The sequence below is a fragment of the Streptosporangium sp. NPDC051023 genome, assembly GCF_040689595.1.
Taxonomy (GTDB): Bacteria; Actinomycetota; Actinomycetes; order Streptosporangiales; family Streptosporangiaceae; genus Streptosporangium.
Genome location: NZ_JBFBCE010000001.1, coordinates 204,972 through 229,916 on the forward strand (window position 1 = coordinate 204,972; position 24,945 = coordinate 229,916).

The 24,945-nt window shown below is 70.9% G+C and carries 26 protein-coding genes; 18 read left to right on the forward strand and 8 right to left on the reverse strand.

All coding sequences use genetic code 11. From position 1 onward, the window contains the following. Nucleotides 1-150 precede the first annotated feature (150 nt). The 5 genes from sigE (at nt 151) to AB0395_RS00965 (ending at nt 4,566) form a co-directional block, all read left to right on the forward strand. Nucleotides 151-783, forward strand: a complete 633-nt coding sequence (gene sigE / locus AB0395_RS00945; RefSeq protein ID WP_366275765.1) for an RNA polymerase sigma factor SigE — start codon at nt 151-153, stop codon at nt 781-783. A 52-nt stretch (nt 784-835) separates the two neighbouring features. Next, nucleotides 836-1,363, forward strand: coding sequence for a zf-HC2 domain-containing protein (locus tag AB0395_RS00950; protein WP_366275766.1), 528 nt, complete (start codon nt 836-838; stop codon nt 1,361-1,363). After that, nucleotides 1,360-2,373 carry a sigma-E factor regulatory protein RseB domain-containing protein gene (locus AB0395_RS00955; RefSeq protein WP_366275767.1) on the forward strand — a complete coding sequence of 338 codons (1,014 nt, stop codon included), beginning with the start codon at nt 1,360-1,362 and terminating at the stop codon, nt 2,371-2,373. The genes AB0395_RS00950 and AB0395_RS00955 overlap by 4 nt, the downstream gene beginning before the upstream one ends. A gap of 96 nt (nt 2,374-2,469) precedes the next feature. After that, nucleotides 2,470-4,086 carry a trypsin-like peptidase domain-containing protein gene (locus AB0395_RS00960; RefSeq protein ID WP_366275768.1) on the forward strand — a complete coding sequence of 539 codons (1,617 nt, stop codon included), beginning with the start codon at nt 2,470-2,472 and terminating at the stop codon, nt 4,084-4,086. A 105-nt stretch (nt 4,087-4,191) separates the two neighbouring features. Then, nucleotides 4,192-4,566 (forward strand): sec-independent translocase, encoded by a 375-nt coding sequence (locus AB0395_RS00965; RefSeq protein WP_366275769.1) that lies wholly within the window; start codon nt 4,192-4,194, stop codon nt 4,564-4,566. A 266-nt stretch (nt 4,567-4,832) separates the two neighbouring features. Here AB0395_RS00965 and AB0395_RS00970 read toward each other — a convergent pair whose 3' ends face one another. Next, nucleotides 4,833-5,975, reverse strand: a complete 1,143-nt coding sequence (locus AB0395_RS00970) for a P-loop NTPase (RefSeq protein ID WP_366275770.1) — start codon at nt 5,973-5,975, stop codon at nt 4,833-4,835. A gap of 266 nt (nt 5,976-6,241) precedes the next feature. On the opposite strand from AB0395_RS00970, the gene AB0395_RS00975 reads away from it, so the two are divergent. Then, nucleotides 6,242-6,700, forward strand: a complete 459-nt coding sequence (locus AB0395_RS00975) for a MarR family transcriptional regulator (RefSeq protein ID WP_366275771.1) — start codon at nt 6,242-6,244, stop codon at nt 6,698-6,700. Here AB0395_RS00975 and AB0395_RS00980 read toward each other — a convergent pair. Beyond that, nucleotides 6,697-7,194: a DUF1003 domain-containing protein gene (locus tag AB0395_RS00980; RefSeq protein ID WP_366275772.1), complete on the reverse strand. Its 498-nt coding sequence runs from the start codon at nt 7,192-7,194 to the stop codon at nt 6,697-6,699. The two genes, AB0395_RS00975 and AB0395_RS00980, sit on opposite strands and share 4 nt — an antisense overlap. After that, on the reverse strand, nt 7,187-8,422 hold the full coding sequence (locus tag AB0395_RS00985) for a CBS domain-containing protein (protein ID WP_366275900.1): 1,236 nt from the start codon (nt 8,420-8,422) through the stop codon (nt 7,187-7,189). The genes AB0395_RS00980 and AB0395_RS00985 overlap by 8 nt, the downstream gene beginning before the upstream one ends. Nucleotides 8,423-8,560: 138 nt before the next feature. On the opposite strand from AB0395_RS00985, the gene AB0395_RS00990 reads away from it, so the two are divergent. Beyond that, nucleotides 8,561-9,508 (forward strand): DMT family transporter, encoded by a 948-nt coding sequence (locus AB0395_RS00990; RefSeq protein WP_366275773.1) that lies wholly within the window; start codon nt 8,561-8,563, stop codon nt 9,506-9,508. Nucleotides 9,509-9,624: 116 nt separating this feature from the next. On the opposite strand, the gene AB0395_RS00995 is transcribed toward AB0395_RS00990, so the two are convergent. Then, nucleotides 9,625-9,990 (reverse strand): hypothetical protein, encoded by a 366-nt coding sequence (locus tag AB0395_RS00995; RefSeq protein WP_366275775.1) that lies wholly within the window; start codon nt 9,988-9,990, stop codon nt 9,625-9,627. 175 nt (nt 9,991-10,165) lie between these two features. Between AB0395_RS00995 and AB0395_RS01000 the strand changes: the two genes are divergently transcribed. Beyond that, entirely contained in the window at nt 10,166-11,107 is a 942-nt protein-coding gene (locus tag AB0395_RS01000; RefSeq protein WP_366275776.1) for a CoA ester lyase, read from the forward strand. A 70-nt stretch (nt 11,108-11,177) separates the two neighbouring features. On the opposite strand, the gene AB0395_RS01005 is transcribed toward AB0395_RS01000, so the two are convergent. Both AB0395_RS01005 and AB0395_RS01010 read right to left on the reverse strand, forming a co-directional pair. Further along, a complete protein-coding gene (locus AB0395_RS01005; protein ID WP_366275778.1) occupies nt 11,178-11,729 on the reverse strand; it encodes a DUF6529 family protein in 552 nt (183 codons plus the stop codon). Beyond that, entirely contained in the window at nt 11,729-12,457 is a 729-nt protein-coding gene (locus AB0395_RS01010) for a hypothetical protein (protein WP_366275779.1), read from the reverse strand. Before AB0395_RS01010 ends, AB0395_RS01005 begins: the two co-directional genes overlap by 1 nt. Nucleotides 12,458-12,884: 427 nt before the next feature. On the opposite strand from AB0395_RS01010, the gene AB0395_RS01015 reads away from it, so the two are divergent. Further along, on the forward strand, nt 12,885-16,331 hold the full coding sequence (locus AB0395_RS01015) for a hypothetical protein (protein ID WP_366275780.1): 3,447 nt from the start codon (nt 12,885-12,887) through the stop codon (nt 16,329-16,331). Here AB0395_RS01015 and AB0395_RS01020 read toward each other — a convergent pair. Then, a complete protein-coding gene (locus AB0395_RS01020; RefSeq protein WP_366275782.1) occupies nt 16,294-16,713 on the reverse strand; it encodes an NUDIX domain-containing protein in 420 nt (139 codons plus the stop codon). The genes AB0395_RS01015 and AB0395_RS01020 overlap by 38 nt on opposite strands. Nucleotides 16,714-16,787: 74 nt before the next feature. Between AB0395_RS01020 and AB0395_RS01025 the strand changes: the two genes are divergently transcribed. From AB0395_RS01025 to pqqE, 9 genes are all read left to right on the forward strand, one after another. Further along, nucleotides 16,788-17,429 carry a DUF6758 family protein gene (locus tag AB0395_RS01025; RefSeq protein WP_366275783.1) on the forward strand — a complete coding sequence of 214 codons (642 nt, stop codon included), beginning with the start codon at nt 16,788-16,790 and terminating at the stop codon, nt 17,427-17,429. A gap of 335 nt (nt 17,430-17,764) precedes the next feature. Continuing rightward, on the forward strand, nt 17,765-18,382 hold the full coding sequence (locus tag AB0395_RS01030; RefSeq protein ID WP_366275784.1) for a MarC family protein: 618 nt from the start codon (nt 17,765-17,767) through the stop codon (nt 18,380-18,382). Between the two features lie 259 nt (nt 18,383-18,641). Beyond that, nucleotides 18,642-19,355, forward strand: a complete 714-nt coding sequence (locus AB0395_RS01035; RefSeq protein WP_366275785.1) for an MBL fold metallo-hydrolase — start codon at nt 18,642-18,644, stop codon at nt 19,353-19,355. 8 nt (nt 19,356-19,363) lie between these two features. Further along, nucleotides 19,364-20,269, forward strand: coding sequence for a PD-(D/E)XK nuclease family protein (locus AB0395_RS01040; RefSeq protein ID WP_366275787.1), 906 nt, complete (start codon nt 19,364-19,366; stop codon nt 20,267-20,269). 318 nt (nt 20,270-20,587) lie between these two features. Beyond that, nucleotides 20,588-20,743 (forward strand): hypothetical protein, encoded by a 156-nt coding sequence (locus tag AB0395_RS01045; RefSeq protein WP_366275788.1) that lies wholly within the window; start codon nt 20,588-20,590, stop codon nt 20,741-20,743. Nucleotides 20,744-20,762: 19 nt separating this feature from the next. Further along, nucleotides 20,763-21,710 (forward strand): MBL fold metallo-hydrolase, encoded by a 948-nt coding sequence (locus AB0395_RS01050; RefSeq protein ID WP_366275789.1) that lies wholly within the window; start codon nt 20,763-20,765, stop codon nt 21,708-21,710. Next, entirely contained in the window at nt 21,707-22,393 is a 687-nt protein-coding gene (pqqC, locus tag AB0395_RS01055; protein WP_366275790.1) for a pyrroloquinoline-quinone synthase PqqC, read from the forward strand. The genes AB0395_RS01050 and pqqC overlap by 4 nt, the downstream gene beginning before the upstream one ends. Then, nucleotides 22,390-22,734 (forward strand): pyrroloquinoline quinone biosynthesis peptide chaperone PqqD, encoded by a 345-nt coding sequence (gene pqqD, locus AB0395_RS01060; RefSeq protein WP_366275791.1) that lies wholly within the window; start codon nt 22,390-22,392, stop codon nt 22,732-22,734. The genes pqqC and pqqD overlap by 4 nt, the downstream gene beginning before the upstream one ends. Continuing rightward, a complete protein-coding gene (pqqE, locus tag AB0395_RS01065; RefSeq protein WP_366275792.1) occupies nt 22,731-24,032 on the forward strand; it encodes a pyrroloquinoline quinone biosynthesis protein PqqE in 1,302 nt (433 codons plus the stop codon). Before pqqD ends, pqqE begins: the two co-directional genes overlap by 4 nt. 9 nt (nt 24,033-24,041) lie before the next feature. On the opposite strand, the gene AB0395_RS01070 is transcribed toward pqqE, so the two are convergent. Then, entirely contained in the window at nt 24,042-24,914 is an 873-nt protein-coding gene (locus AB0395_RS01070) for an alpha/beta hydrolase (protein WP_366275794.1), read from the reverse strand. Between the last annotated feature and the right edge of the window lie 31 nt (nt 24,915-24,945).

Consider the following 24,945-nt stretch of genomic DNA (forward strand, 5'->3'; position numbering starts at 1 on the left):
CCGTACAGAGTCATATAGGCACTGGGTCGCAGCCTAGGGGAGGCAGGCCCGATCGGGAACTCATGTCACGCCCGGTGCGTTGCACGGTTTAAGCGGCCTTTGCCGGTCCTGAGGGTAGTGAGTGCGCACGAAGGGACGAAACCAGGCACTATGGCGATAGCGGTGGTCCCGGAGAGAGGAGTGCTGGTGGACGAGTTCGACCACCAGACAGAGGCTCCCGTGTCTGAATGGACACCTCCCACCTGGGAGGAGGTGGTCCAGACTCACTCGGCGCGTGTCTACAGGCTGGCCTATCGGCTGACCGGTAACGTTCACGACGCCGAGGATCTTACGCAGGAGGTCTTCGTCCGGGTCTTCAGGTCCCTGTCGAACTACACCCCCGGCACCTTCGAGGGCTGGTTGCACCGCATCACCACCAACCTGTTTCTCGACATGGCGCGGCGCAAGCAGCGCATCAGGTTCGAGGGGCTCGCCGACGACGCCGCGGAGCGGCTGCGTGGACGCGAGCCGTCTCCCGCCCAGGTCTACGACGACACCCACCTCGAGCCCGACATCCAGGCGGCACTCGACGCGCTCGCGCCCGAGTTCCGTGCGGCCGTCGTTCTCTGTGACATCGAGGGGCTGTCCTACGAGGAGATCGCCGCGACGCTCGGCGTGAAGCTCGGCACGGTCCGCAGCCGCATCCATCGTGGCCGGGCACAACTGCGTGAGGCGCTGGAGCATCGCGCGCCCCGTGGAGACCAACTCCCCCCGACCATCACCCGCGGGGAGGAACTCGCATGAGAAACCACAGTCATGACGAATGTCACGACGAGCCGCTCGGCAAGGAGTGATCATGAGTCATCTTGGAGAACGCGTTTCCGCACTGGTCGACGGTGAGCTGAACCACCACGAACGCGATCGTGCGCTGTCCCACCTGGCCTTCTGCGCCTCCTGCAGGGCCGAGGTCGATGCCATGCGGGCGTTGAAGAACCGGCTGAGGTCCCTCGAAGGACCGGCCATGCCCGCCGACCTGACCATGTCGTTGCTGAGGATGGCCGACCCCGGTGGCCCTTTACCACCGCGTGAGCGGCCTTTCCCCAGCTCGCGGACCTTCGGCGGGGCGCCGATCCCGAGCATGCACAGCGTCGCGCCACCGGACAACCGGCCGAGGGGGCGGGCGGCGGGGCCGCGCCGCTCGCGCAGGGTCGGCTATGTCGCGGTCGGCGTGGCCTCGGCGGCCGTCGCGCTCGGCACGCTGTTCGTCGTCGGTGGCCCCGACCCCGGCCCGCGTGTGCCTCCGGTCGACATGTTCGCCAACCAGCACAGGAACACCGCACCCTACGGCGGCTCCGCGACGCCGACCTTCTCGCCGACTCCGTGATCCGGCTGCCCGCCGCCCTGATCCTCGCAGCCGTCATGCTGCTGGGGGTGGTGGCGGGCAGTCCGGCTCGGGCCGTGCCGCCCGACGCGGCGGAGAACGAGGACACGGGGCTGCAGCTGCTGCGTGAGGCGGCGACGGCCGGCAGGACCCGTGGGTACGCAGGCACGCAGTACGTCACGACCTGGGGCCGTTCAGGCTCCTTCTCCTCCGTGCTGGGGGTTCGCAACATCCCGGGGAAAGGCCTGTCGGTGCACGCCCAGCCCTCGGGCACCACCACGCGGGTCGACCCGGGCACCCCGGCGGGGAGCATGGCCGCCCCCTCGGAGACGATGCTCGAGGTCCTGGCCCGCAACTACCGGGTCGTCGAGGTGGGTACGGCGCGGGCCTGTGGCCGCGCCGCCAGGCTCGTGAACGTCCTGCGCGCTGACGGCACGCTCGCCGCGCGCTACTGGCTGGACGAGGCGGGCGGGCCCGCGCTGCGCCGTGAGCTGTTCGATGGCCGCGGCCGGATCGTCCACGCGGGTGCGTTCCTTGACCTGACCCTCGACCCGGCCGGGAAGGCCGACAACTCCACGCCGGCCGCGGGCGGCTTCGACGTGGGCGAGGCGCCCGGCCTCCTCGGCGCGGGCTGGCGTTTCCCCACTGCCCTGCCTGGCCGTCTCGAACTGTTCGCCGCGCACGCCGCCGCCACCGGATACGTGTACCTGGGCTACTCAGATGGATTGTCAGTAGTGTCGGTTTTTATCCAGCCTGGTGTGCTTGATGGGGAAAAGCTGCGCGGGTGGCATGCTCAGCAGCGCGACGGGCATACGATCTGGATGCGGAACTCAGCCGAGCAGGAGACGATCTGGGCGAGTGGAGGCCATGTCTATACCGTCTTCGCGGACGCTCCGGCCGACACGGTCGACGCCGCGGTTGCGGCGCTGCCCCACGAGCCCGTCCCGAGCCTGTGGAACCGGCTCGGGAGGGGCGCGCATCGCCTGCTGTCCTGGGTCAACCCTTTCGGGTAAGGCGCGCTTTACATCTCTCGTATGCCGTTCAGGGGAAGATTGCCGGGTTGTCCCCGGTGAGTGGCCTCATACGAGGCAAGGAGTGGTGAACATTCGATGACCGACGAGAACCGTACCCACGAGGCGAACGACGCCGAGGGGCGTACGCCGTCGGACCTCACCGACGGCAGAGGCGGTAGAGGTGCGGTCCCGGAGTTCTCCCGGCCGGAGTTCCTGCCCGCCGGAGAGACGCTTCCCTCCCACGGGGATCAGCCCCGCAACGACGGCTGGAGCCAGCTCGGCGATCCTCCCGGCCTGAACCGGTGGGACCGGCCGGGGCCGGGCGGCCAGGTGGGCAACCCTGGATACGACGACTGGACCGGACGGCAGGGCCCACCGGTCGCAGGCGCCGGTGACGGCGGCTGGGGCGACCCGTCGGGCAGGCCCCGCCAGGACACGGCGGTCTTCGCCGTCCCCGGGAGCCCGCCGCCTCCGCCGTCCAGGGCGTTCGGTCTGGGACCCGGCTGGGCGCCACCCCCCGGAGGTCAGGCGGCCCCGCCGGGGCCGGGGCCGTACGGGGCCTTCGGCGGTCCTGTCGCTCCCGCGGGCCGCGGGCCGCGCACCGGCACGCTCGCCATCCTCGCGGTGCTGATCGCGCTGCTGGCCTCGACGCTCGGCAGCGTCGGCACCTACCTGCTCACCCGCCCCTCCGGCTCGGATCTCGACCCCTCCTACCGGCTGGGAACGGCGCCGAGCGGCTCCAGTTCGAGGGCACCCGAGTCGATCGCGGGCGTGGCCTCCAAGGTCCTGCCCAGCGTGGTCTCACTCTCCGTCAACGCGGGCACCAGCTCAAGTACGGGCTCGGGCTTCTTGATCAAGGGCGGCTACGTGGTGACCAACAATCACGTGGTCGCCGGGGCGGAGCCGAACAGCGACCAGATCCAGGTCCAGTTCAGCAACCGCAAGTCGACCTCCGCCCACGTCGTCGGCCGTGACCCCGAGTCCGACCTCGCCGTGGTCAAGCCGGACGAGACCTTCGGCGCCCCGGAGATCGCCCTCGGCAACTCGGACAACGTGGTCGTCGGCGACCCGGTCGTGGCCATCGGCTCCCCGCTGGGCCTGACCGGCACGGTCACCTCCGGCATCGTCAGCGCGCTCAACCGCCCGGTCCAGGCCGGGGAGGAGAACAGCAGCGACACCACCTGGCTGAGCGCCATCCAGACGGACGCCGCCATCAACCCCGGCAACTCGGGCGGCCCGCTGGTCAACGCCGCGGGCGAGGTCATCGGCGTCAATTCGGCCATCGCCACGCTCGGCAGGTCGGTCGGCGGCCAGAGCGGCAGCATCGGCCTCGGTTTCGCCATCCCGGTGAACCACGCCCGCCGGGTCGCCGAGGAACTGGTGACCACCGGTTCCGCGAAGAAGTCGCGGATCGGCATCACCATCGACGCGACCTACCAGGGCACCGGGGTGCGCATCGAGACGGAGGCCAAGCAGGGCAACCAGCCCGTCGAGCCGAACGGTCCCGCGGACAAGGCCGGCCTCAAGCCGGGAGACGTCATCCTGGAGGTCAACGGCACCGTGCTGCAGGACGGCAACGAGCTGATCGCGCTGATCCGCAACAAGGCTCCCGGGGAGAAGCTGACGATCAAGTTCCAGCGCGGCGGCCAGGAGAAGACGGCCACTGTGATCATTGGTGCCGCCCCCGCGCAGCCGACGCCCAGTCCTTCGTGATCGATGACGGTCAGGTGCGTGCTATGGGTCAAGGGCATTAGTCTGGAAACACTCCGGGCGTGTGCCCGGAGAACCGCCTCGGTGTTGTCCCGGTAGGAGATCACGGTGTTCGGACTCGGCTGGCCTGAGATCGTGGCGCTGGTGGTCATCGCGCTTCTCGTTTTCGGGCCTGAGAAGCTTCCCCAGGCCGCCGCGCAGGCAGGCAGGACGTTGCGCACCCTACGGGAGATGGCCAACAACGCGAAAGCGGATCTGCAGACCGGCCTCGGGCCCGAGTTCGCCAACTTCGACCCGTCCGATCTGAACCCGAAGAACTTCGTCCGCAAGCACCTCACCGGTGATCTTGAGGACGAGTGGAACGACGTGACGGCCGCCGCCGCGGGAGCGGGCGGAGCCGCGTACGCGGGCGCCAGCTCCTCGGACCCGGCCCACGAGCTGGGATACGGCGAGATCCCGCCGTACGACTCCGAGGCCACCTGAGCGCGCCGCGTTCGAGGCGAACCACATGTGATCGGTGAGGCACCCGGCCGGGGCCTCGCCGATCTCTGTTTCCCGGCTGTTTCCTGAGATGCCCCGGGCCTCGTGGACGCCCGCCAGGCCGCAGGAAGGCGGAGAGCGCCACCGCTTGTGACGCTTGAGAGGGGCGCGTCGCCGTCCGGAACGATCACCTTCCCGTCGAAGTCTCCCGCACGTCGCCCTGAGATGGCCGGGACGACGTGCGGGAAGTGACGTGCGGGAAGGAGGATCTAGCGGCCCCGGGTCGGGGAGATGCCGAGCTGCATGCCCTTGAGACTGCTCGACCTCTTGCTCAGGCCCGCGGCGATGCGGGTCAGTTCGGTGGAGGCCGGGGCGTCGGGGTCGGTGAGCACGAGGGGCTTGCCCTCGTCGCCGCCCTCGCGCAGCCGCATGTCGATCGGCACCTGGCCCAGCAGCGGCACCCGGGCGCCGAGAGTGCGGGTCAGCGCGTCGGCGACGGTCTGGCCGCCGCCCTCGCCGAAGACCGCGATCCGCTCGTCGCAGTGTGGGCACGGCAGCCAGGCCATGTTCTCGATGACGCCCGCGATCTGCTGGTGGGTCTGCACGGCGATCGACCCGGCGCGCTCGGCCACCTCAGCAGCGGCCTGCTGCGGGGTGGTCACCACGAGGAGCTCGGCCGTCGGCATCCGCTGCGCCACCGAGATCGCGATGTCGCCGGTGCCGGGGGGCAGGTCCATCAGCAGGACGTCGAGGTCGCCCCAGTAGACGTCGGCGAGGAACTGGTGCAGCGCCCTGTCCAGCATCGGGCCGCGCCACACGACTGGGGTGTTGCCCTCCGGCTTGAACATGCCGACCGAGATGACCTTGATGTCATGCGCGATCGGCGGCATGATCATGTCCTCGACCTTGGTCGGGCGCTCGGAGACGCCGAGCATGCGGGGCACGCTGTGGCCGTAGATGTCGGCGTCGACGACGCCGACCTTCAGGCCACTCGCGGCCATCGCGGCGGCGAGGTTGACCGTGACCGAGGACTTCCCGACGCCGCCCTTGCCCGACGCGACCGCGAACACGCGGGTCAGGGAGCCCGCCTGGGCGAAGGGGATCTCCTTCTCGGGGCCTCTGTTGCCGCGCAGCTTGGTCTGGAGCGTCTTGCGCTGCTCGGTGCTCATGACGTCCATCTCAACCTGGACGCCGGTCACTCCGTCGACCTTGGAGACCGCGCCGGTGACGTCGCGCGTGATGGTGTCTCGCATGGGACAGCCGGACACGGTGAGGTAGATCCCGACGCGCACCACCCCTTCGGGGGAGATGTCGACGCTCTTGACCATGTCCAGTTCGGTGATCGGCCGACGGATCTCAGGGTCGTTGACGGTCGCCAGCGCGGCCGTCACCAGTTCCGGGGTAGGTGCCATCGAAGTGTCGGCAACATGGCGCCACCGTGAGGCGACGGGGTTGCCGTCCCTCCTTGTCTATTGTCGTCCAGGCGCCCGGCGGGCAGGGCTCGCCCGCTACGACGCCGTGTGGCCTGGTGAGGGACCGCTCCCGGCTGGGAGCGGAGGAGTCACGGACCCATGGTATGAACCCGGGGATGATGCGAGGAATTCCAGGATCCGGCAGCGAAGTCTGATCCCGGACAATTCGCTATGTAGATGCGCGTGCAACAGTCTAAGGTTACTCCGTGACCGTGACGGCGGGCGAGTCGGGAGAAACCATCAGCTCGGAGGAGCTCGCGGTCTGGAAGACGCTGCAACGCGTCCAGGTGCGCGTCACCCGGGCTCTGGAGGCCGAGCTGCTGGTCGGGCACGACCTGGCCCTGGCCTCCTACGACGTGCTCACGCAGTTGTCCGAGTCGCCGGAGCGTCGCCTGCGCATGAACGACCTGGCCGAGCGGGTCCTGCTCTCCCGCAGCGGGCTGACCCGGCTGGTCGACCGCCTGCAGCGTGAGGGCCTGGTCGAGCGCGAGATCTGCCACAGCGACGCGCGCGGCCTGTTCGCGGTCCTCACGGAGGGCGGTGCCGTACGGCTCGCCGAGGCGACCCCCACCTACCTGCGCGGCATCCGCACCCAGTTCCTCGGCACGCTCGGCCCCGAGGAACTGCGCCGGTGCGCCTCGACGCTGAACAAGCTCTTCCCTTAGGTTTTTGCGACGCCTGGCGGCGTTGCGGGGGTGTAGGTCTCCTGGAGGTCCTCCTGCAGGCGCTGGAGCTCGGAGCGGACGTAGTCGCGGGTCGCCACCTCGCCGAGCGCGATGCGCAGGGCCGCGATCTCCCGGGTCAGATACTCCAGGTCGGCCTGGGTGCGCTCGGCCGCCGCGCGGTCGAGTTCGTTCTGGATCCGGTCCCGGTCGTCCTGCCGGTTCTGGGCGAGCAGGATCAGCGGCGCGGCGTACGACGCCTGGAGCGAGAGCATCAGCGTGAGGAAGATGAACGGGTAGGGGTCGAATCTCCCGGCCGCCAGCGCGAAGGCGTTCCACAGCACCCAGATCGCCACGAAGACGGTCATGTAAACCAGGAATCTGGCGGTGCCGAGGAAGCGGGCGATCCGCTCCGACAGCTGTCCGAAGGCCTCGGGGTCGTAGTGCGGGCGCAGGCGCAGGCCCTGTTCCCTGGGCTGGTCGAGCCGGTCAGCCATGCTCAGCTCCTGGTTCATGGTCCCGCTCCCGCCAGTCTTCGGGCAGCAGGTGATCGAGCACGTCGTCCACGGTGACGGCGCCGACCAGGCGGCCGAGCTCGTCGACCACGGGTGCCGCCATCAGGTTGTAGGTGGCCAGGTAGGAAGTCACCTGGTTCAGGGTGAACTCGGGCCTGATCGGGTCGAGCGAGGTGTCCATGACCCCGCCGATCAGGGTCGAGGGGGGCTCGCGCAGCAGCCGCTGAAAGTGTGCCAGGCCCAGGAAGCGGCCTGTCGGGGTCTCGATGGGCGGCCTGGCCACGTAGACCTGCGCGGCGACCGAGGGCGTGATCTCTCGTTGGCGGATATGGGCGAGCGCCTCGGCGACGGTCGCGTTCGGCGGGAGCACCACGGGCTCGCTCGTCATCATGCCGCCCGCCGTGTTCTCCGGGTAGATCAGCAGCCGCCGGATCGGCGCGGCCTCCTCGGGCTCCATCAGCGCCATCAGCGCCTCCGCCTGTTCCGGAGGGAGGTCCTGTAGCAGGTCGGCCGCGTCGTCGGGGTCCATCTCCTCAAGCACGTCCGCGGCGCGCTCCGGGGTGAGCCTGCTCAGGACACCGATCTGGTCGCGCTCGGGAAGCTCCTCAAGCACGTCGGCGAGCCGTACGTCGTCGAGGGCGGCCGCGACCTCGGCGCGCCGCTTGTCCGGCAGCTCGTGCAGGGCGCTGGCCAGGTCGGCCGCGCGCATCGTCTCGAAGGCGATCAGTAGGCTGGAGGCGCCCTGGTCCTTCTGCACCGCGCTGAAGCCGCTGACCTCGGCCCAATCCACGATCCTGGTCGGGCCGCGCCGCCGTAGGCCCAGCCCCTGTCCCGTTCTGACGACCGCCACCTTGGTGACCAGCCACTCGGTGCGCCTGGTCTGTTCCATGGCCAGGTCCAGGACTGTCATGCGCTCGCCCTCGACCTGCACCTCCAGGTCGAGCATCTCGCCGATGACGAGGTTCTCCGTGGTCCGCCGCTCGAAGCGCCGCACGTTGATCTGCCCGCTGAAGACGACGGAGCCCGCCTCGATGCCGCGCACCCTGGTGATCGGCAGGAAGACCCGCCGCCGGGGCTGCACCTCGACGACCAGGCCGTGCACGCGTGGCGGCGAAGGGCCCGCGATCGCCACCACCACGTCCCTCACTCGCCCGATCTGGTCCCCGGCCGGGTCGAAGACCGGGGTACCGGCGAGCCGCGCGATGAAGATCTTCACATGTGCAGCGTAGGTCGCGTCACCGGTTCGCCGGTTCAAGGCTCGCTCACATTTCGGACGTCCCCTTGCCGCTCACACACCTGCCGTGACAGTATCAAAAGGTACTAACGGTAGTTACATGGATGGTGGCTCATGAGACGTGACGGTCTGCTGATCGCCTTCGCGTCGTCCTGGTGTTTCGCGTTCTCCGGCCCGATGGCCAAATACCTCGGCGCCGCGGGGCTGACCCCGCTCGAGGCCGTCTGGGTGCGGATGGCCGGAGCGGGGCTGCTGCTCGTCGGAGTCCTCGCGGCCGTCAGGCCGGGCGCGCTGCGCATCCCGCGCTCACGGCTGCCGTTCTTCCTGGCCTACGCGGTCGTCGCGGTGGCCGGGGTGCAGGCGCTGTACTTCGCGGCGATCACCAGGCTGCCGGTCGGCGTCACCCTGCTCATCGAGTTCACCTCGCCGGTCCTGGTCGTGCTCTGGGTGCGCTTCGTCCGCCGGGTACGGCTGCCGCGCGCGGCCTTCGTCGGCGCCGTGGTCGCGGTGGCCGGCCTCGGCATCGTGGTCGAGGCGTGGTCGGGTCTCGCCCTCGACCCCTTCGGCCTGCTGCTCGCCTTCGGGGCGGCGGCGTGCAGCACCGGATACTTCCTGCTCAGTGATGGCTTCGGCGATGACGTCGACCCGCTCGGCCTGATCGGGTGGGGCCTGGTCGGCGCGGCGGCGGTGCTCGTGCCGATCTCCCAGCCGTGGAACATCCCCTGGGAGGCCTTCACCAGGACCGTCGCGCCCGCGGGCGGTCCCGCCCTGCCCGCGCTGGCCGCCGCGCTGTGGATGATCCTCATCGCCACGGTCACCGCCTACATCCTCGGCGTCACCGCGGTCCGCCGCCTGTCGGCCGCCATCGGCTCGACGGTCGCCTCACTGGAGGTCATCGCCGGAGCGGTGATCGCCTGGATCCTGGTCGGCGAGACGCTCGGCCCCTTCCAGATCATCGGCGGTCTCATCGTCCTGTGCGGCGCCTACCTGGCCCAGCGGGCCACCTCGGACCTGCCTGAGCCCGTCGCGGAGGCCGTCAGGGAGCCGGTCGGGGTCGCGTAGCCGTACGGGTCCACAGAGGCCGCACGGGAGCTCATAGGGGCTCATAGGGGCCCACCGCGCTCCTCCGGCATGATGCCCCGCCCTTCGGAATCCCGACCTCTGGGGCAGGGAGGACGTCAGGAGGCGGGTTCGCGCGGCGTGAGCCGTATCACCGTCGAGCGGGCGGCCCAGCGCGCCGTCAGGCCGGCGCCGTCGACGGCGTTGAGCCGCTCCTTCGCCAGCGCGGCCACCGCCTCCGTGGCCGTCGCCTGGTCGACCACCTCGACGGAGGCCTCGAAGGTGATCAGCCGGGCGCCGTTGTCCTTGCTCCTGAGCGTCACCTGAACCTCGCTCTCCTCGGCCAGGCGGGGCAGCTCCTGCTCACCTCCGCCGGTGACCAGATAGATCGCGCCGTCGTGCCACACGTGCCAGGCAAGCCGGGGCCGGTCCAGGGACAGCCACAGGACCCCCGACTTCTTGGCGCCCTCCTCGATCACACCCATGTGACGAATGTACGGCCTGCGCCCTCGCGGGACAGGGAACGGGAGCGGTACCGGAGTCCGGTTCCCCCTCTCCGCGGGCGGCCCGTGCGAGGGACGCGAGGAAAGAGAATCCGCGTGGCCGCCATAGAAAGACCCGGTCTGCCGTGCTCGCCCGACCGGCCGCTACCGTGAGGCCATGCGCTCGCGACGTTCGTGCCTGGCGGTGCCCGGCAGCAACCCCCGCTTCCTTGAGAAGGCCCAGGGCCTGCCCGCCGACGAGGTCTTCCTCGACCTTGAGGACTCCGTCGCGCCGCTCGCCAAGGAGAGCGCGCGCAAGAACGTCGTCGCCGCCCTCCGCGAGGGCGACTGGTCGGGCAAGACCAGGGTCGTGCGCGTCAACGACCTGAGCACGCAGTGGACCTACCGGGACGTCATCGAGGTCGTCGAGGGCGCGGGGGAGTTCGTCGACTGCCTGATGCTGCCCAAGGTCGAGGATCCGGTCCAGGTGGTCTGGCTGGACACGCTGCTCACCCAGATCGAGCGGGCCAACGGCCTCGAGGTCGGCGGGATCGGCATCGAGGCGCAGATCGAGAACGCCAGGGGCCTGGTAAACGTGGACGCCATCGGCGGCTCGTCCAGGCGCCTCGAGACGCTGGTCTTCGGCCCCGCCGACTTCATGGCGTCGATCAACATGCGGACCCTGGTGGTCGGTGAGCAGCCCCCCGGCTACACAGAGGGCGACGCCTACCACTACATCCTGATGCGCATCCTGATGGCCGCCCGCACGCACGACCTGCAGGCCATCGACGGCCCCTACCTCGCGATCAAGGATCTGGACGGCTACCGCCGGGTCGCCGCGCGGTCCGCGGCGCTCGGGTTCGACGGCAAGTGGGTGCTCCACCCGACCCAGGTCGAGGCCGCGAACGAGGTGTTCTCGCCGTCCCAGGAGGACTACGACCGCGCCGAGCTGATCCTCGACGCCTACGAGTACTACACGACGGTCGAAAGGCGCGGCGCGGTCATGCTCGGCGACGAGATGATCGACGAGGCGTCGCGCAAGATGGCGCTCGTCGTGACGGCGAAGGGCAGGGCGGCGGGCCTGGCGCGCACCACCGCCTTCACCCCGCCGACCGCGTGACCCTTCCTCCGTCCGCCACGCGGTCCGCCACCCCGGGCGGTCGACGCCTCCTCGTCCGCCCGACGCGAGCTTAAAGCGTGACCCCGACCGTGGTGAGGAACCACAGTGCGGAGGTCAGCCAGAGCCCGGTGAGCGCGGTGAACGCCAGGCCGCCGAGCAGGGGGAGTGCCAGGGCGGGCAGCCCGCGCCGCGGCAGCGCCAGCATCTTCGCGGTGAACACCCCGTAGAAGAAGCAGCCGAGCAGTGAGTGGACCAGCACGCGGGGCGTGTCGTAGCCGATGCCCAGGGCGTACAGGCAGTGGAAGGCGACCGGGATCGTCAGCAGGAAGGCGATCCGCCCCGACCAGCGGTGCGCCGCGCCGATCCACGGCACGTCCAGTTTGACGCGGCCCCACATCACCAGAGCCGAGGCTGCCTGGAACAGCCCCAGCACGACCGCACCCGTGGTGAGCCAGGTCTTCATGGCCAGTGCCCCGGAGAACCCGGCGACGCCGACCGCGTAGCCCGCGGGCGCGTGGAGGCGTCCGTACACGCCGAGCCCGACCGCGACCAGGGCGCCGACGGCGAGTGGCGTGAGCAGCGCGGCGGGGGTGACCCTCCGCATGGCCTGTGTGTCGTTCATCACATTTCTCCCATGAACTCGTCGACGCTCCGCGGGACGATCGGCTGGCCGTCGACGGTCGCCTTCCCGCCGGGTGGGGGGATCGGCACGTCGGCGGGCCTGCCGTCCACGAGGGTCAGGCCGACCCGGCTGCCGTCGTCCAGGTAGATCCAGCCCGCTTTGACGCTTGCGCCGCGGACGACCGCGCTCGCCCGGTAGAGCCCCGAGGGCCTGCGCACGGTCGGGGCGGTGAAGTTCCACTCCCTGCCGCCGATCTCCAGCCGCCCCAGGGCGCTGCCGCCGCGGAGCACCGCGGTCACGGAGGCCGCGTGGGGACCGGTCAGGGTGACCCCGCCGTTCTCGGCCCTGCCCTTGAGCCAGGCCTCGACCCTGCCGTCGCAGAAGTAGGCGATCGCCTTCCCCTCACGGATCGAGACGGCGATCAGGCCGCCGTTGCCCTTGACCCGTCCCGCGTAGTCGGCCCTCACGGGGGTCGGCGCGGCGCTCTCCGTGGCCTCGGGCGCCGTGGAGGCCGTCGGGGCCGACGCGGGGTCGGGGCCTTCCGAGGCCGTCTTGGAGGCCGTCTCCGGGGCGGTGGACGCCACCGAGGCCGCCCCGGACCTCGGGGCGGAGGCGGTCTGCGCCCGCGTGTCTGTGGCCGCCGGTGAGGTGGCGACACTCAGCGCGGCGAGCGCGAGGGCCATGACCGCTCCCGCCGTCAGCGTGTGGACGGGCCCCAGTCGTTTCATCGTTCGCTCCCCGGGGTGGTGGTTCCTGTGTCGGGTTCCGGTGGTCCCCGCGTCAGGTCTATCCCGCCGGGCCGCGCGGGTCTGTGAACTAATCCGCATATGGGGCGGCTTGAGGAGCCGGATGTTTTTCGCGGTCAGAGATCTCGGAATTAAAGCCACAAACGGTGATAATTCCGGCGCTTCGCAGATAAATCTGACTAGAGAGGTCTCGTCATCGCGGCTCTAACGTGTTGCTCTGGATGCGTACGGCTGGAACCCCGCCGTCCGGCCGACGGAGGTGATCATTTCGGCGGAACGGGGTAGTAATAAGGTCACGTGCGATTTGCCGTTGCCATACGACGGCGCGGCAGAGTGTCACGGAGACGACTGGAACGGTCCGGGGTGCTGACTCCGGGCTGAACGGGCTTCCTGCGAGGAGGTGCTGAGCGTGGCCCCGGGCCCCCACGACCCGCGCTCGCGAGAGTGGCCGGCGGACGACGACGGTGTCCACGACGACGGGACGCACGAGGGCGGATCCCCCCGCCGACAGGGCTCCCCGCCGACGATCCAGCACTCCCCACCAGGCCCCTCTGACAGCGGCCACCGAGGGTTTCCGCCGGCCTCCCCGTGGATGCTGCCCCCGTTCGCCGCCCCGACGCCGGACGACGAGGAGCATCCCAGAGCCCGCCCTGAGGGCCTGGGCGGCGAGCGCCGTCGTGCCCACACCCAGCCGTACGCGTCCCCGACGGGCCACCCCCAGACCGATCCCGTCTCGCGGTCCGCTCCCTTCGGACCCTCCGGCGCCGACCTGCCCGCCGGGCAGGAGCGCGCCTCCTCCGGCGGGCCAGAGGAGGCCGACGCCGGGCAGGGGCGCCGCAGGAGGCGGGCCGAGCGGCCCGACGTGCTGGTCGCCTCAGGGCCGCCGCGCGACCCGGGGAACGCGGGACGCGGAGAGCGCCCCGGCGAGCCGCGTGAGCCGGGCGACGGCGACTACGGAGACCTTCTCGGACCCTCGTACGCCTCGCACGAGGACGACCGCGGGGGCCGCTTCCACGAGCCGCGTGTGTCAGAGGGCGGCGGCTACGGGGACCTGCTCGGCCCGTCGCACGGGCCAGAGGACGATGATCGCGCCGATTCCTCCGAGCCTCCGCGTGAGCCGGGGAGACGCAGGCGCGGGGACCGGCCCGACGTGCTGGTCGCCTCGGGACCGCCGCGCAGGCCCGCGACCCCGCCCCCGCCGGACGAGCCGGATCCGTTTGCGACCCCCGACCCGCTCGTGACCTTGGGCCCGATCGTGACCCCTGACCCGCTCGTGACCTTGGGCCCGCCTTCCGAGGAGGACCCCTGGGCGGTACAGCCGGTACAGCCGGAGCCCCCGATGTGGGAACCGGAGTTCGAGGAGCTCGCCGTACCCGAGGAGGACGACGACTTCGAGCCGGTGCGCCGCGTCGGCCGCCCACCGGGCGGCAGGCCGGCCAGACCGGACCTGTTGGTCGCCGAGGGACCGCCGGGCAGGCGGGGGACGAACGGCGGCCGGCACCACCGCTCCACGACCGCGCCCTCCGCGCTGCGCCGCTCGAGCCCGACGAAGCGCGGGCGGGGCAGGAGCCTGGTGGTCCCGGCCGTGATGGTCGCCGTCATCGCCGCCGCGGTCGGCGGTGGCCTGGCGCTGTGGGGCTGGACGGGCGGCCCGTTCACCACCGGTCTCCAACTGGTCGGAGACGAGATCCGCTCGGGCGACGCGAACTTCGTACCGCCGTCGAACGTCGGCGGCAACGGGTCAAGCCAGGTGCTCAACGCGGTGGCCTCCGTCGGCTCCTTCATGGTGGCCGTCGGCAGCGACACCACCAGCCCGGTCCCGAGGCCGCTGTTCCTGGTCTCCCCGGACGGCGGGACAAGCTGGCAACTGGGCAAGGTGACCGGCCCGGCGGGCTACGAGAACGGGCCGACCACGGTCGGCAGGGTCGCGGGCGGCGACGGCCTCTGGCTGGCCGCGGGCAACGACCTCCTCGGCGCAGGGCGGGGCCTGTGGACCAGCTCGGACGGCTACACCTGGGCCGCCGTCGACCCGGGCAAGCTCAGCGCGTTCGCGAGCGGCGACAAGATCATGGACCTGGCCAGGACCTCCTCCGGCTTCGTCGCGGTCGGCACGACCGTGCTCCAGGACGGCACCGTCGGGGCCGTCGCCTGGATCTCGCCGGACGGGCAGAGCTGGGAGCGGGTCGAGACCGGGAAGATCGGCACGCCGGACAAGGTCAGGGGACTCAAGGCGGTCGTCGCCAAGGGTGACTCCGTGGTCGCGCTCGGCGATCCCCCCCAGGGCGGGTCCGCCTCCGTCGTCCTGCGTTCCGCGGACGGGGGCAGAACCTGGCTGCGGGCCGGTCCCGCGCCCGCGGGTGTCATGCCCGAGGCGGGCGCGCTGGCGGTCGCCTCGGGCGGGTTCGTGCTCGTCCCGACCCAGCAGCGCAGCGAGAAGGGCGACGTCGACGTCTACTGCTCCACCGAGGGCGTCGACTGGAGCCGGTGCGGCGCCATCACCGGCCTGGCCCGTGAGGGTTCAGGGGTCAGGCGGCTGGCCTCCTCAGGCGCGGGAGTCGCCGCGGTCGCCGAGTCCGGCTTCGAGCGCTACGCCGTGTACACCAGCGACGACGGCCGCGACTGGCGCAAGACCACCGACCTCGGCGATGTGCCGGGCTCGCTGCGGGCCCTGGCCATCTCCGATGACGGCACACTCGTCGTCGGCGGGGACGAGCGCGCCGCCGACGTGGACAACCGCCTGGTCCTCATCACCGCCCCCGAGGGAGGCCAGGCCAGGCCGGTCGCACTCGACCGGATCGACGGCCTCGCCAGGGCCGCCCGCGACACGGCCAGGGTGGCCTCGGGCGGCGGCGGGTTCGTCGCCGTCGGCGCGGTCTCCGGCGACGCGGGCATCTGGACCAGCGCGGACGGCCAGAACTGGAAGGCCGGCGGTCCCGAGCAGGCCCTCGGAGGCTCGTGGCGGCAGGCCCTCAGCGACGTCGCACAGAGCAAGCGGGGCTGGCTGGCCGTCGGCAGCACCATGACCGACGCCTCGTCGACGGGGCCGCTGCTCGTCACCTCGGCCGACGGCAGGAACTGGCGCCGGGTTCCGGCGACGGGCCCCCTCGCCCCCGGGGCTGAGCACGACTTCCTCGCGCCACACGCGGTCACGGCGGGCCCGGCGGGTTACGTCCTGGCCGGTGAGGACCGGGGCCCGTCAGGCACCGTCCCGGTCCTGTGGTTCACCTCCGACCTCAAGCGCTACACCCGGGCGACGAAACTCCCCGCGGGAGGCGGCGGGGTGCGCCTCTACGACGTCTCCACCACCTCGTCCGGATACGTCGCCGTCGGCGGCATGGGGACGACCGAGCACGAGACCGGCGTGGTCTGGGTGTCCGCCGACGGGATCAACTGGGTCGCGCGCAAGCCCGTCCTGCCCTCAGGGGCGACGTCCGCCGGGCTGCGGCACGTGGTCTCACACGGCACCAGCATCGTCGCCGCGGGTACGGCCACCACCGCGGAAGGGCAGCGGGCCTTCGGGGCGGTGTCCGAGGACAACGGCTCCTCATGGGAGTTCTCCTGGCTGTCCGCGGACCAGGCGGCGGCCGTACAGGATCTGGCGGCGACGGCGGAGGGTGTGGTCGCCGTCGGCTGGCAGGGCGTCCCCGGCGAGGGCGACAGCGTCGCGTGGACCTCGGAGGACGGGCTGAAATGGCAGAGCCACACCCCGACCGAGGGCAGCCTGGGCGGGGAGGGCGCCCAGCGGCTCAGCGCGGTCGCGGTCTCCGGCGACCAGGTCCTCGCCCTGGGGCGGTCGACCACCTACAACAGCGACCACCTCACCCTGTGGCGCTCGACCCTGACGGCCTCCCGATGACCTCCCACGTGGCGAGGGCGTCGAGGAGACCCGGAGACAGCGGCAGCCGGCCGAGATCCTCCTCGGAGAACCAGCCCGCGTCCGCGGCATCGTCTCCGGCGGCGAGCGTGCCGCCGGAGACCTCGGCGAGATAGTCGCGGATCTCGTAGACGACGCCGCCGGGGCCGGGGCGGTCGACCACGCCCGCGAGGCCGCGGGGCGTGACCGTCAGCCCCGTCTCCTCGAGCACCTCGCGGACCAGTGCCTCGGCGTCCGACTCGCCCGGCTCGACCCGGCCGCCGGGAATGGACCACAGGCCCTGGCCCGGCGGGCGGCCACGCCGGATGAGGAGCATCCGCCCGACATGGTCACGGACTATCGCTCCGACACAATTTACGCGCACATGAACAAGATTACGGCTGCATAACGAGAAGCGCCCTTGACGAACGGGGCACGAACAAAGCACCGTGGGTAGGCGTGAGAGCCGAGCCCATCTGCCCGCGCTGTTTCGGCCCGCTCCGCCCGCCCAGTGCCTGGTCGAGCGCCTGGCGGTGCGGACCGCACGGTGACGTCCTGCCGCTGCAGCCGCCAAGACGCCCCTCCGCCGCCGCGGTCGAGGCCCTCGGCAAGAGCGCCAGGGTTCCGATCTGGCTGCCGTGGCCCCTGCCACAGGGCTGGCTGGTGACAGGGTTCGCCGAGGCGGGGGACGAGCGCAGCGGCGTCAGGGGCACCGTGGTCGCGCTCTCCGGCCCATCGCTGACCCACGGACCCGCCGACATGCTGATCATCGCGGAGGAGCCAGGTGTGGGGCTCGGCTCCGGATACGCCGGGCTTCCCGCAACCGATCCCGGCGAGGGGTTCGGCGAGGGGCCGCCGCACGCCAAGGTCGACATCATGGGCCACCCAACCCCGCTGTGGTGCGTCGGCGCGGAGCCCGACAGGGCTGTCTACGCGGGTGAGGCCCTGGGCAACTGGCTGTGGGCGGTCATCTGGCCCGCCGAGGCGGGATACCTGATGACGCTCGCCGAGCTCTCGCTGCGCGACCTGCGAGACGAGAACCAGGCCTTCGACCTGCCGCTGGGAGCGTTCTCCCCCCGCCTGGGCGACGACGGCTCCTGACCCGCTCGCGCGGCACCCCGTAGCCCGCATCCCGCACCCGACACTCCGGCTCGTCGCCGTCCTCGGTCATCCGTCCGTGCCCGGTGCCGCGGCCGTCACGTGTCGTCGATCATCCGTTCGCGCTCCGGGCCGGCCGTCGCGGCGGTTCGTCGGCCGCCCGTGCCCTCGGACGGCGATTCCGCGCCATCGATCGCCCGTCCGTGCCAAGTGCTTCCGCCCCTCCGGTGACTCCGCGCGACGAACGACATCCGTATTCGGCGCTATCGTTACTCTGCGCGATAGAGGGGTCCGGCCTGACGCGGGTGTGCCCCTCACTTGAGGGTCGGGGGAAACGGGTGTTCGACGTCCAGTTCTTCGTCGAGGCGTTCGTCACGATGTTCGTCATCATGGACCCGCCCGGGATCATCCCGCTCTTCCTCGCCTACACCGGTGGCCGTACGGCCCGCGAGCGCAGGCGGATCGCCTGGCAGGCTCCCATCGTCGCCTTCTGTCTCATCGTGATCTTCGCCGTCTTCGGCAGGGCCATCCTGGGATACCTGCATGTCGAGGTCGCGGCCATGCAGATCGCCGGTGGCCTGCTGCTCCTGCTGGTCGCCCTGCAGCTGCTCACGGGCGAGACCGAACCCCCGGCCAACGCCGTGAAGTCCAACGTCAACGTCGCGCTCGTCCCGCTCGGCACCCCGCTGCTCGCCGGGCCGGGCGCGATCGTCGCCACGATCGTCTTCGCCCAGCAGGCCGGGCGCAAGGAAGGCGGCATCCTCGCCCTCGCCCTGGCCATCGCGGCCGTGCACCTCCTGCTGTGGGTGTTCATGCGCTTCTCCGTCACCGTCATCAGGGTGATCAAGGAGAACGGCGTCGAGCTCATCACCCGCGTCTCGGGCCTGCTGCTGTCCGCCCTCGCCGTACAGCTCATCATCACCGCGATCCGCACCCTGGTAGGAGCGGGCGGTTAGTGCGGCGCCCCGAACTTCCAACGCCCAAAAGTCAAAACGAGCCCCATTTCTGGTCCTGGTTTTGGCATGGGCGCACCACTGTCCAGGACTGGGTTTGGCGTGGACGCGCCGGTGTCCGGGCTGGGACCCGTCCCGCCCTTGGGTGGTGGGGACTGGCGCCGGCGCGGAAGCGCTCAAGCCCGCGACGCCGCCAGGCGTCGCCATCAGCACAGCCCGGTGACGCGAAGCGTCGCCAATAAAAGCAGTAAAGTTCGGAAGCGTGACAGCGCGTATCGAACGAGTGGTGACCGAGGGCGTCGTCGATGTCGACGGCGTCGAACACAAGGTCGAGAACAATACCTGGATCCTGGGTGACGATGAGGAGGTCATCGTCATCGACCCCGCGCGCGACGCGGAGCGGATCCTGGAGAAGGTCGGCGAGCGCGAGGTGCTGGCGGTCGTCTGCACCCATGGCCTGCCCGACCATGTGGGTGCGGCCATCGAGGTGGCGGCACGCGACGAGGCCGTGGTCGCGCTCCACCCGAAGGACCGGCCGCTGTGGCGGCTGACCTGGTCGGAGACCTGGCCGGACATCGACATGGAGGACGAGGGCCTGTTCGGCGTCGCGGACGTCCAGCTTGAGGTCCTGTCGACCCCCGGTGTCTCGCAGGGAGGCGTCTCGCTGTACTGCGAGGCCCTCGACGCGGTTTTCACCGGCAAGTCCCTGCAGGCCGACGGTCCCGGCAAGATCGGTGGAGAGTACCCCGCGCTGGCCGACCAGCTCACCGCGATCGGCGGCAGGCTGTTCACCCTGCCGCACCACACCCGTGTGCTGCCCGCGCACGGCGAGGAGAGCACCATCGGTGATCTGGAGCCGCAGTTCGACGCATGGCTCTCCGGGTCGCTGACCCGCGGTGCGGCCGAGCAGCACGAGAGTCCGCTGAGCGACGGGACGAAGGCCGCCGGAATCCGGATCAACCTCCACGACGAGTAGTCCTTTTTATGGACCAGCTGCCCCTGGAGGGCATGCCGCGGCGGCTGTACTCGTGCACGCCGTCGCGGTTGAACACCTGGCTGGACTGCCCGAGGCGCTACCGGTTCACCTACCTGGACCGGCCGTCGCCGCAGAAGGGGCCGCCGTGGGCGCACAACAGCGTCGGCGTCAGCGTGCACAACGCGCTGGCGGCCTGGTGGCGGGAGCCGTACGACCGGCGGACTCCCGCGATGGCGGGGATCCTGCTCGCCAACGGGTGGATCGGCGAGGGGTTCCGCGACGCGGAGCAGTCAACCGCCTGGCGGGACCGAGCTCGTGAGATGGTCGTCGGATACACCGCCTCGCTCGATCCCTCCGACGAGCCGGTCGGCGTGGAGCGCACCGTCGCCACCAGGACGTCCGTCATCGCCGTCTCGGGGCGCATCGACCGACTCGACCAGCGCGGTGACGAGCTGGTCGTGGTCGACTACAAGACGGGCCGCCGCCCCCTCACCGCCGATGACGTGCGCTCCTCACTCGCGCTCGCCGTTTACGCCGTCGCCTCGTCCCGGGTGATGCGTCGCCCGTGCCACCGGGTCGAGCTCCACCACCTGCCGACCGGCTCGATCGTGGAGTGGGAACACACCGACGAGTCCCTTTCGCGGCACCTGGAGCGCGCGGAGGCGATCGCGATCGAGGCCTCCGAGGCCGACGACGCCTACCGGGACTGGGCGGGCGTCGCCCCCAGAGGCTCCCGTACGGCGCAGCCCGCGGGCACGGAGCGCAGGCCGCCCGCCGTTCCGCCCCGGGTCGATGAGCTTTTCCCGCCCAGAACCGGTCCGCTCTGCTCCTGGTGCGACTTCCGCAGGCACTGCAGGGAAGGCCAGGAGGCCGCCGGCGACCGCCGGCCATGGGACGGCCTCGCCGACGCCTGAGGGATGACCTCGCCGACGCTCGGGAGACGGCTCTCCCGAGGCGGATGTCTGAGGCATGGATGTCTGAGGCATGGATGTCTGGGGCACGGATGTCCGGAACATGGCGTTCAGGGCACGACGCTTTCATTGACGCGACGTCGCGCACCCCAGATTCATCGGATGAAAGATGTGTCAAAAGTGGTAGATTATTATATTTGTGGCCAATAACGGGAAATAGGTCCGACGTAATTGCTGCAAACCATTGACGAAAGTGGTGATATCGGGTCATAACGGTTGTGACCCAAAACCGCGCGTCACATGGAAGGCGGGTGCACGTTCATGGCGGAATCCAAGGAACAGAGCGCGAAACAACCCCTCCGGACCCACGGCAAGCAGGTGAAGAGCCGGGGCGAGGAGACGACCTGGCACAAGCCCGGCTACCAGGTCGTCGAGGCGTCGATGGAGATGTCGGCGTACTTCCTGGCGACCAGGTAAGCGAGGGGGGACTCACGCCATGCGACTGCGCATTCTCGGCACCGCCGCAGGCGGTGGCGTCCCCCAATGGAACTGTGCGTGCCCCGGATGCGCCGGGGCACGCACGAACCCCGGATGGCGGCGGAGCCACGCGTCGCTGGCCGTCGAGGACCACATCGTCAACGCCACCCCCGACATCGCCGAGCACATCGAGGCGTGCGAATGGCTTCGTCCCATTCCCGCCGCCTCCCCGAGCGCCTCCGGCCCGGTTAGCGCAGACGCCCAGGATCCCGCTGACAGCCCCATCTCCGGCCCCGTTTCCGGTCCCGGGCGGACGCGTGTCATGCGCGTGATCCTCACCGACGCGGAGCTCGACCACACGCTGGGGCTGCCCCGGCTGCGCGAGGCCGACGAACTGGAGATCGTCGCCACGGCCACGGTCAGGGAGGCGCTCACGCGCGGGCTCAGGCTGCAGGAGGTGCTCTCCCCCTACGCCGACCTCCGCTGGCGCGACCTGCCGCAGGACGGCTCCGTGTCCCTCACGGGCGGGGTGCGTGTCCAGGCGGTCCCGGTTTCCGATAAGCGGCCCCGCTACGCGGCCGCAGAGGCGTCCGCCTCCGGCTGGGTGGTCGCCCTGCGGTTCACCGACCCGGTAACCGGCGGGACGTGCCTGTACGCCCCCGCCTTCGGTGTCTGGTCCGCCGCGCTCGAGGAGGCCATGGCCGAGGCCGACTGCGTGATCGTCGACGGCACTTTCTGGGACGACGAGGAGCCCCGCCGTACCGGGATCTCCTCCCGCACCGCGACCGAGATGGGGCACCTGCCCATCGAGGCGACGGCCGAACGGCTCGCCCGGCTTCCCGGGCGGTGTCTCTACACGCATCTGAACAACACCAACCCCCTCGTCGATCCGGATGCGCCCCAGCACAAGAGGCTGGCCGAACTGGGCGTCGAGGTTGCCGCCGACGGAATGGTGATCGAGCTTTGAACGCCGAATCCTGGACACCCGCCGAGTTCGAGGCCCACCTGCGGGCCGTGCCCGAGGCGCGTTACCACCACCTCCACCCCTTCAACGTGCGCATGCACGCCGGAGAGCTGACTCCGGAGGAGATCCGCCGGTGGATCCTGAACCGCTTCCACTACCAGCGGCACATCCCGATCAAGGACGCGCTCATCCTCGCCAAGCTTGAGACGTCCGAACTGCGCCGCATGTGGATCCGCCGCATCCAGGACCACGACGGCAGGCGCGCGGGCGAGGGCGGCATCGAGCGCTGGCTCCGCCTGGGCGAGGCCGCGGGCCTGGACCGCAAGGACCTGCTCTCCGGGGAGGGCGTCCTGCCCGGTGTACGGCTCGCAGTCGAGGGATATGTGAACCTCTGCAGGCTGGGAACGCCCCTCGAGGCCGTCGCCGCGTCGCTGACCGAGCTGTTCGCACCCGACATCATGCGGACCAGGATCGACGCCTTCGAACGGCACTACACCTGGCTCGACTCGGACGGGCTGCAGTACTTCAGGGGCAGGATCAGCCAGGGAAGGCAGGACAGCGGGGAGGCGCTCGAACTGGTCCTCGACTGGGCGCGCGGACGGGCGGAGCAGGAGCGGGCCGTGGCCGCGCTCTCCTACAAGTGCGACGTGCTGTGGGCGCTGCTCGACGCCGTGGACCAGGCGTGAGCGGCGGGGCGGAGACGGCCCCCGGCGGGACGGGCGTCGTGACCGGTGGGGCGGAGACGGCCTCCAGCGGGACGGGCGTCGTGACCGGCGAATGGCGGCCGGCCCTCGCTCCCGCGATCATCCTGCGGCACGACCCGGTGCGCGGTGCGGACCTGCTGGTCATGCCGGAGCGGATCGTGCTGCTGAAGGGCGAGGCCGCGGCCGTGCTGCGTTTGTGTGACGGTGCCAGGACCGTGGCGGAGATCGTCGGCGAGCTGCGCGACGGCTTCCCCGGGGCGCCGGTCGCCGACGACGTCGCCGAGTTCCTCGGCCAGGTGCGTGCCGAGGGGTGGGTGCGATGAGCGACCCGACCAGCACGGGTGGGCCGACCGCGCCGGATGACCGGGTGATCCCGGATGAGCCGGTTACGGCGGGTGCTCCCGGGGTCGCGGGCGAGCGGTCCGCCGTATCGGGGGATCCGGGGACCGCGGGCGAGTCGTCTGCCGTACCGGGGAGTCGTGGGACCGCGGGTGAGCGGTCCGCCGTACCGGGAGATCGTGGTGCCGCGGGCGAGCCCGCGCCGCCGTGGGCCATGCTTGCCGAACTCACGCACGGCTGCCCGCTGCACTGCCCCTACTGCTCGAACCCGGTCGGCCTCATCCCGCGTTCCCGCGAACTGGCCACCGCCGACTGGGTGCGGGTCATGGAGGAGGCGGCCGCCCTCGGGGTCGTCCACGCCCACCTGTCGGGCGGCGAGCCGCTGCTCCGCGCCGACCTGACGGAGATCACGGCCGCCGCGGCGCGCGCCGGGATCTACACCCAGCTCGTGACCAGCGGTGTCGGGCTCGACCAGGCGCGGCTCGCCGAGCTGGTCGAGGCGGGGCTGCACAGCGTCCAGCTCTCGGTGCAGGACGCGACGGCCGCGGCGTCCGACCTCATCGCCGGAACCCGTTCTTTCGCCGCGAAGGAGCGGGCTGCGGAGCTGGTCCGCGAGGCCGGGCTGCCGCTTGGCCTCAACGTCGTGCTCCACCGGCGCAACCTCGACTCCATCGAGGGAATCGTTGAGCTGGCCGTCGCCTGGGGCGCCGAGCGCGTCGAGCTGGCCAACACCCAGTTCTACGGCTGGGCGCTGCGCAACCGGCGCGCGTTGCTGCCCACCCGAGACCAGCTCGCCCGCGCCAGGGAGAGCGTCGAGCAGCTGCGCGAACGGGTCAAGGGCGTCGAGCTGATCTGGGTCGTCCCCGACTACTTCGACGGCGTGCCGAAACCGTGCATGGGCGGCTGGGGGGCGATCTCGCTGACCGTCGGTCCCGACGGCTCCGTGCTTCCCTGCCCCGCCGCCTACGACCTGCCGCTGGAGTTCCCGAACGTCCGTGAGCACTCGCTGGCGTGGATCTGGGAGCGATCGCAGGCCTTCGACGCCTACCGGGGCACGGCCTGGATGAGCGATCCCTGCATGAGCTGCTCACGCCGTGACGTCGACTTCGGCGGCTGCCGCTGCCAGGCGTACGCGCTCACCGGTGATGCGCGCCGTACGGACCCGGCGTGCAAGCTCTCACCCGACCACCACCTGATCACCGAGCTGGTCGAGTCCGCAGGCGAAGGAGAACTGGTCTACCGACGCCCCGAACGCCCCGCACGCTCCCCAGCCCACTCCTGACCCGCCCCCTCAGCTGCGCAGTCGTGACTCCGCCGCGTTCCAGAAGCGGATGAGCGCCGCCGCCGTCGTCTCTGGCGCCTCGACCGCGGGAGAGTGGGCGGCGCCGGGGACGACCACGCATTCGGCGTTCAGTCTGTCGGCCATCTCGGCCTGTGTCTCCGGCGGCCAGCCGTCGTCGTGCTCGCCGAACAGGACCAGGATCGCGACGCCGACCTGGGTGAGTTCGTCACAGCGGTCGGGGGCGGAGAGCACCTCCCTGGTCATCATGGACATCCCGGTCGGGGAGTTGGAGAAGAGGCGCTTGCGCAGGAACGCCACGATTTCATCGGGCACCCCGGAGGCCAGCGCCTCGGGCTCCAGCCGGGTGTCCCACATCTGCTCGAGGCCCGCCTCGGGAAGGCTGTCCAGCATGGCCCGGCCCGCGTGCTCCCTGGGGCCGACGATCGCGGCGGGTCCGGTGCTCATCATCGTGTAGGACGCGAACTTGGTGCGGCCGTCGATGACCGCCTCCCGGGTGACCAGCCCGCCGAAGGAATGCCCGACCAGGTGGATGGGCTCGCCCTTGCCGATCAGCTGTGCCAGCACGTCGACGTCGTTGCCGAGCGCCGCGCGAGTGTAGGCCTGGGGGTCCTCGGGGCCGCTTGTTTCGAACTGCCCCCGCATGTCGATCGCGACGACCTGGCGGCCCGACTGGGCGAGCGTCTGCAGGACCGCGATGAAGTCTTCCTTACTACCGGTGAGACCAGGCACCAGCAGGGCGGGCCAGCGTTCGGCGATGCCGCTGCCCGGCATCGCCTCCAACACGGAGAACGCGCCAACCGCCGTTTCCAACCGGCGGACGCGGACGCCTGGAGGCAGGGTCAGAAATCGCGGCGTACTCACGTGGCCCCACGATACCTCTCTTGGTGACATG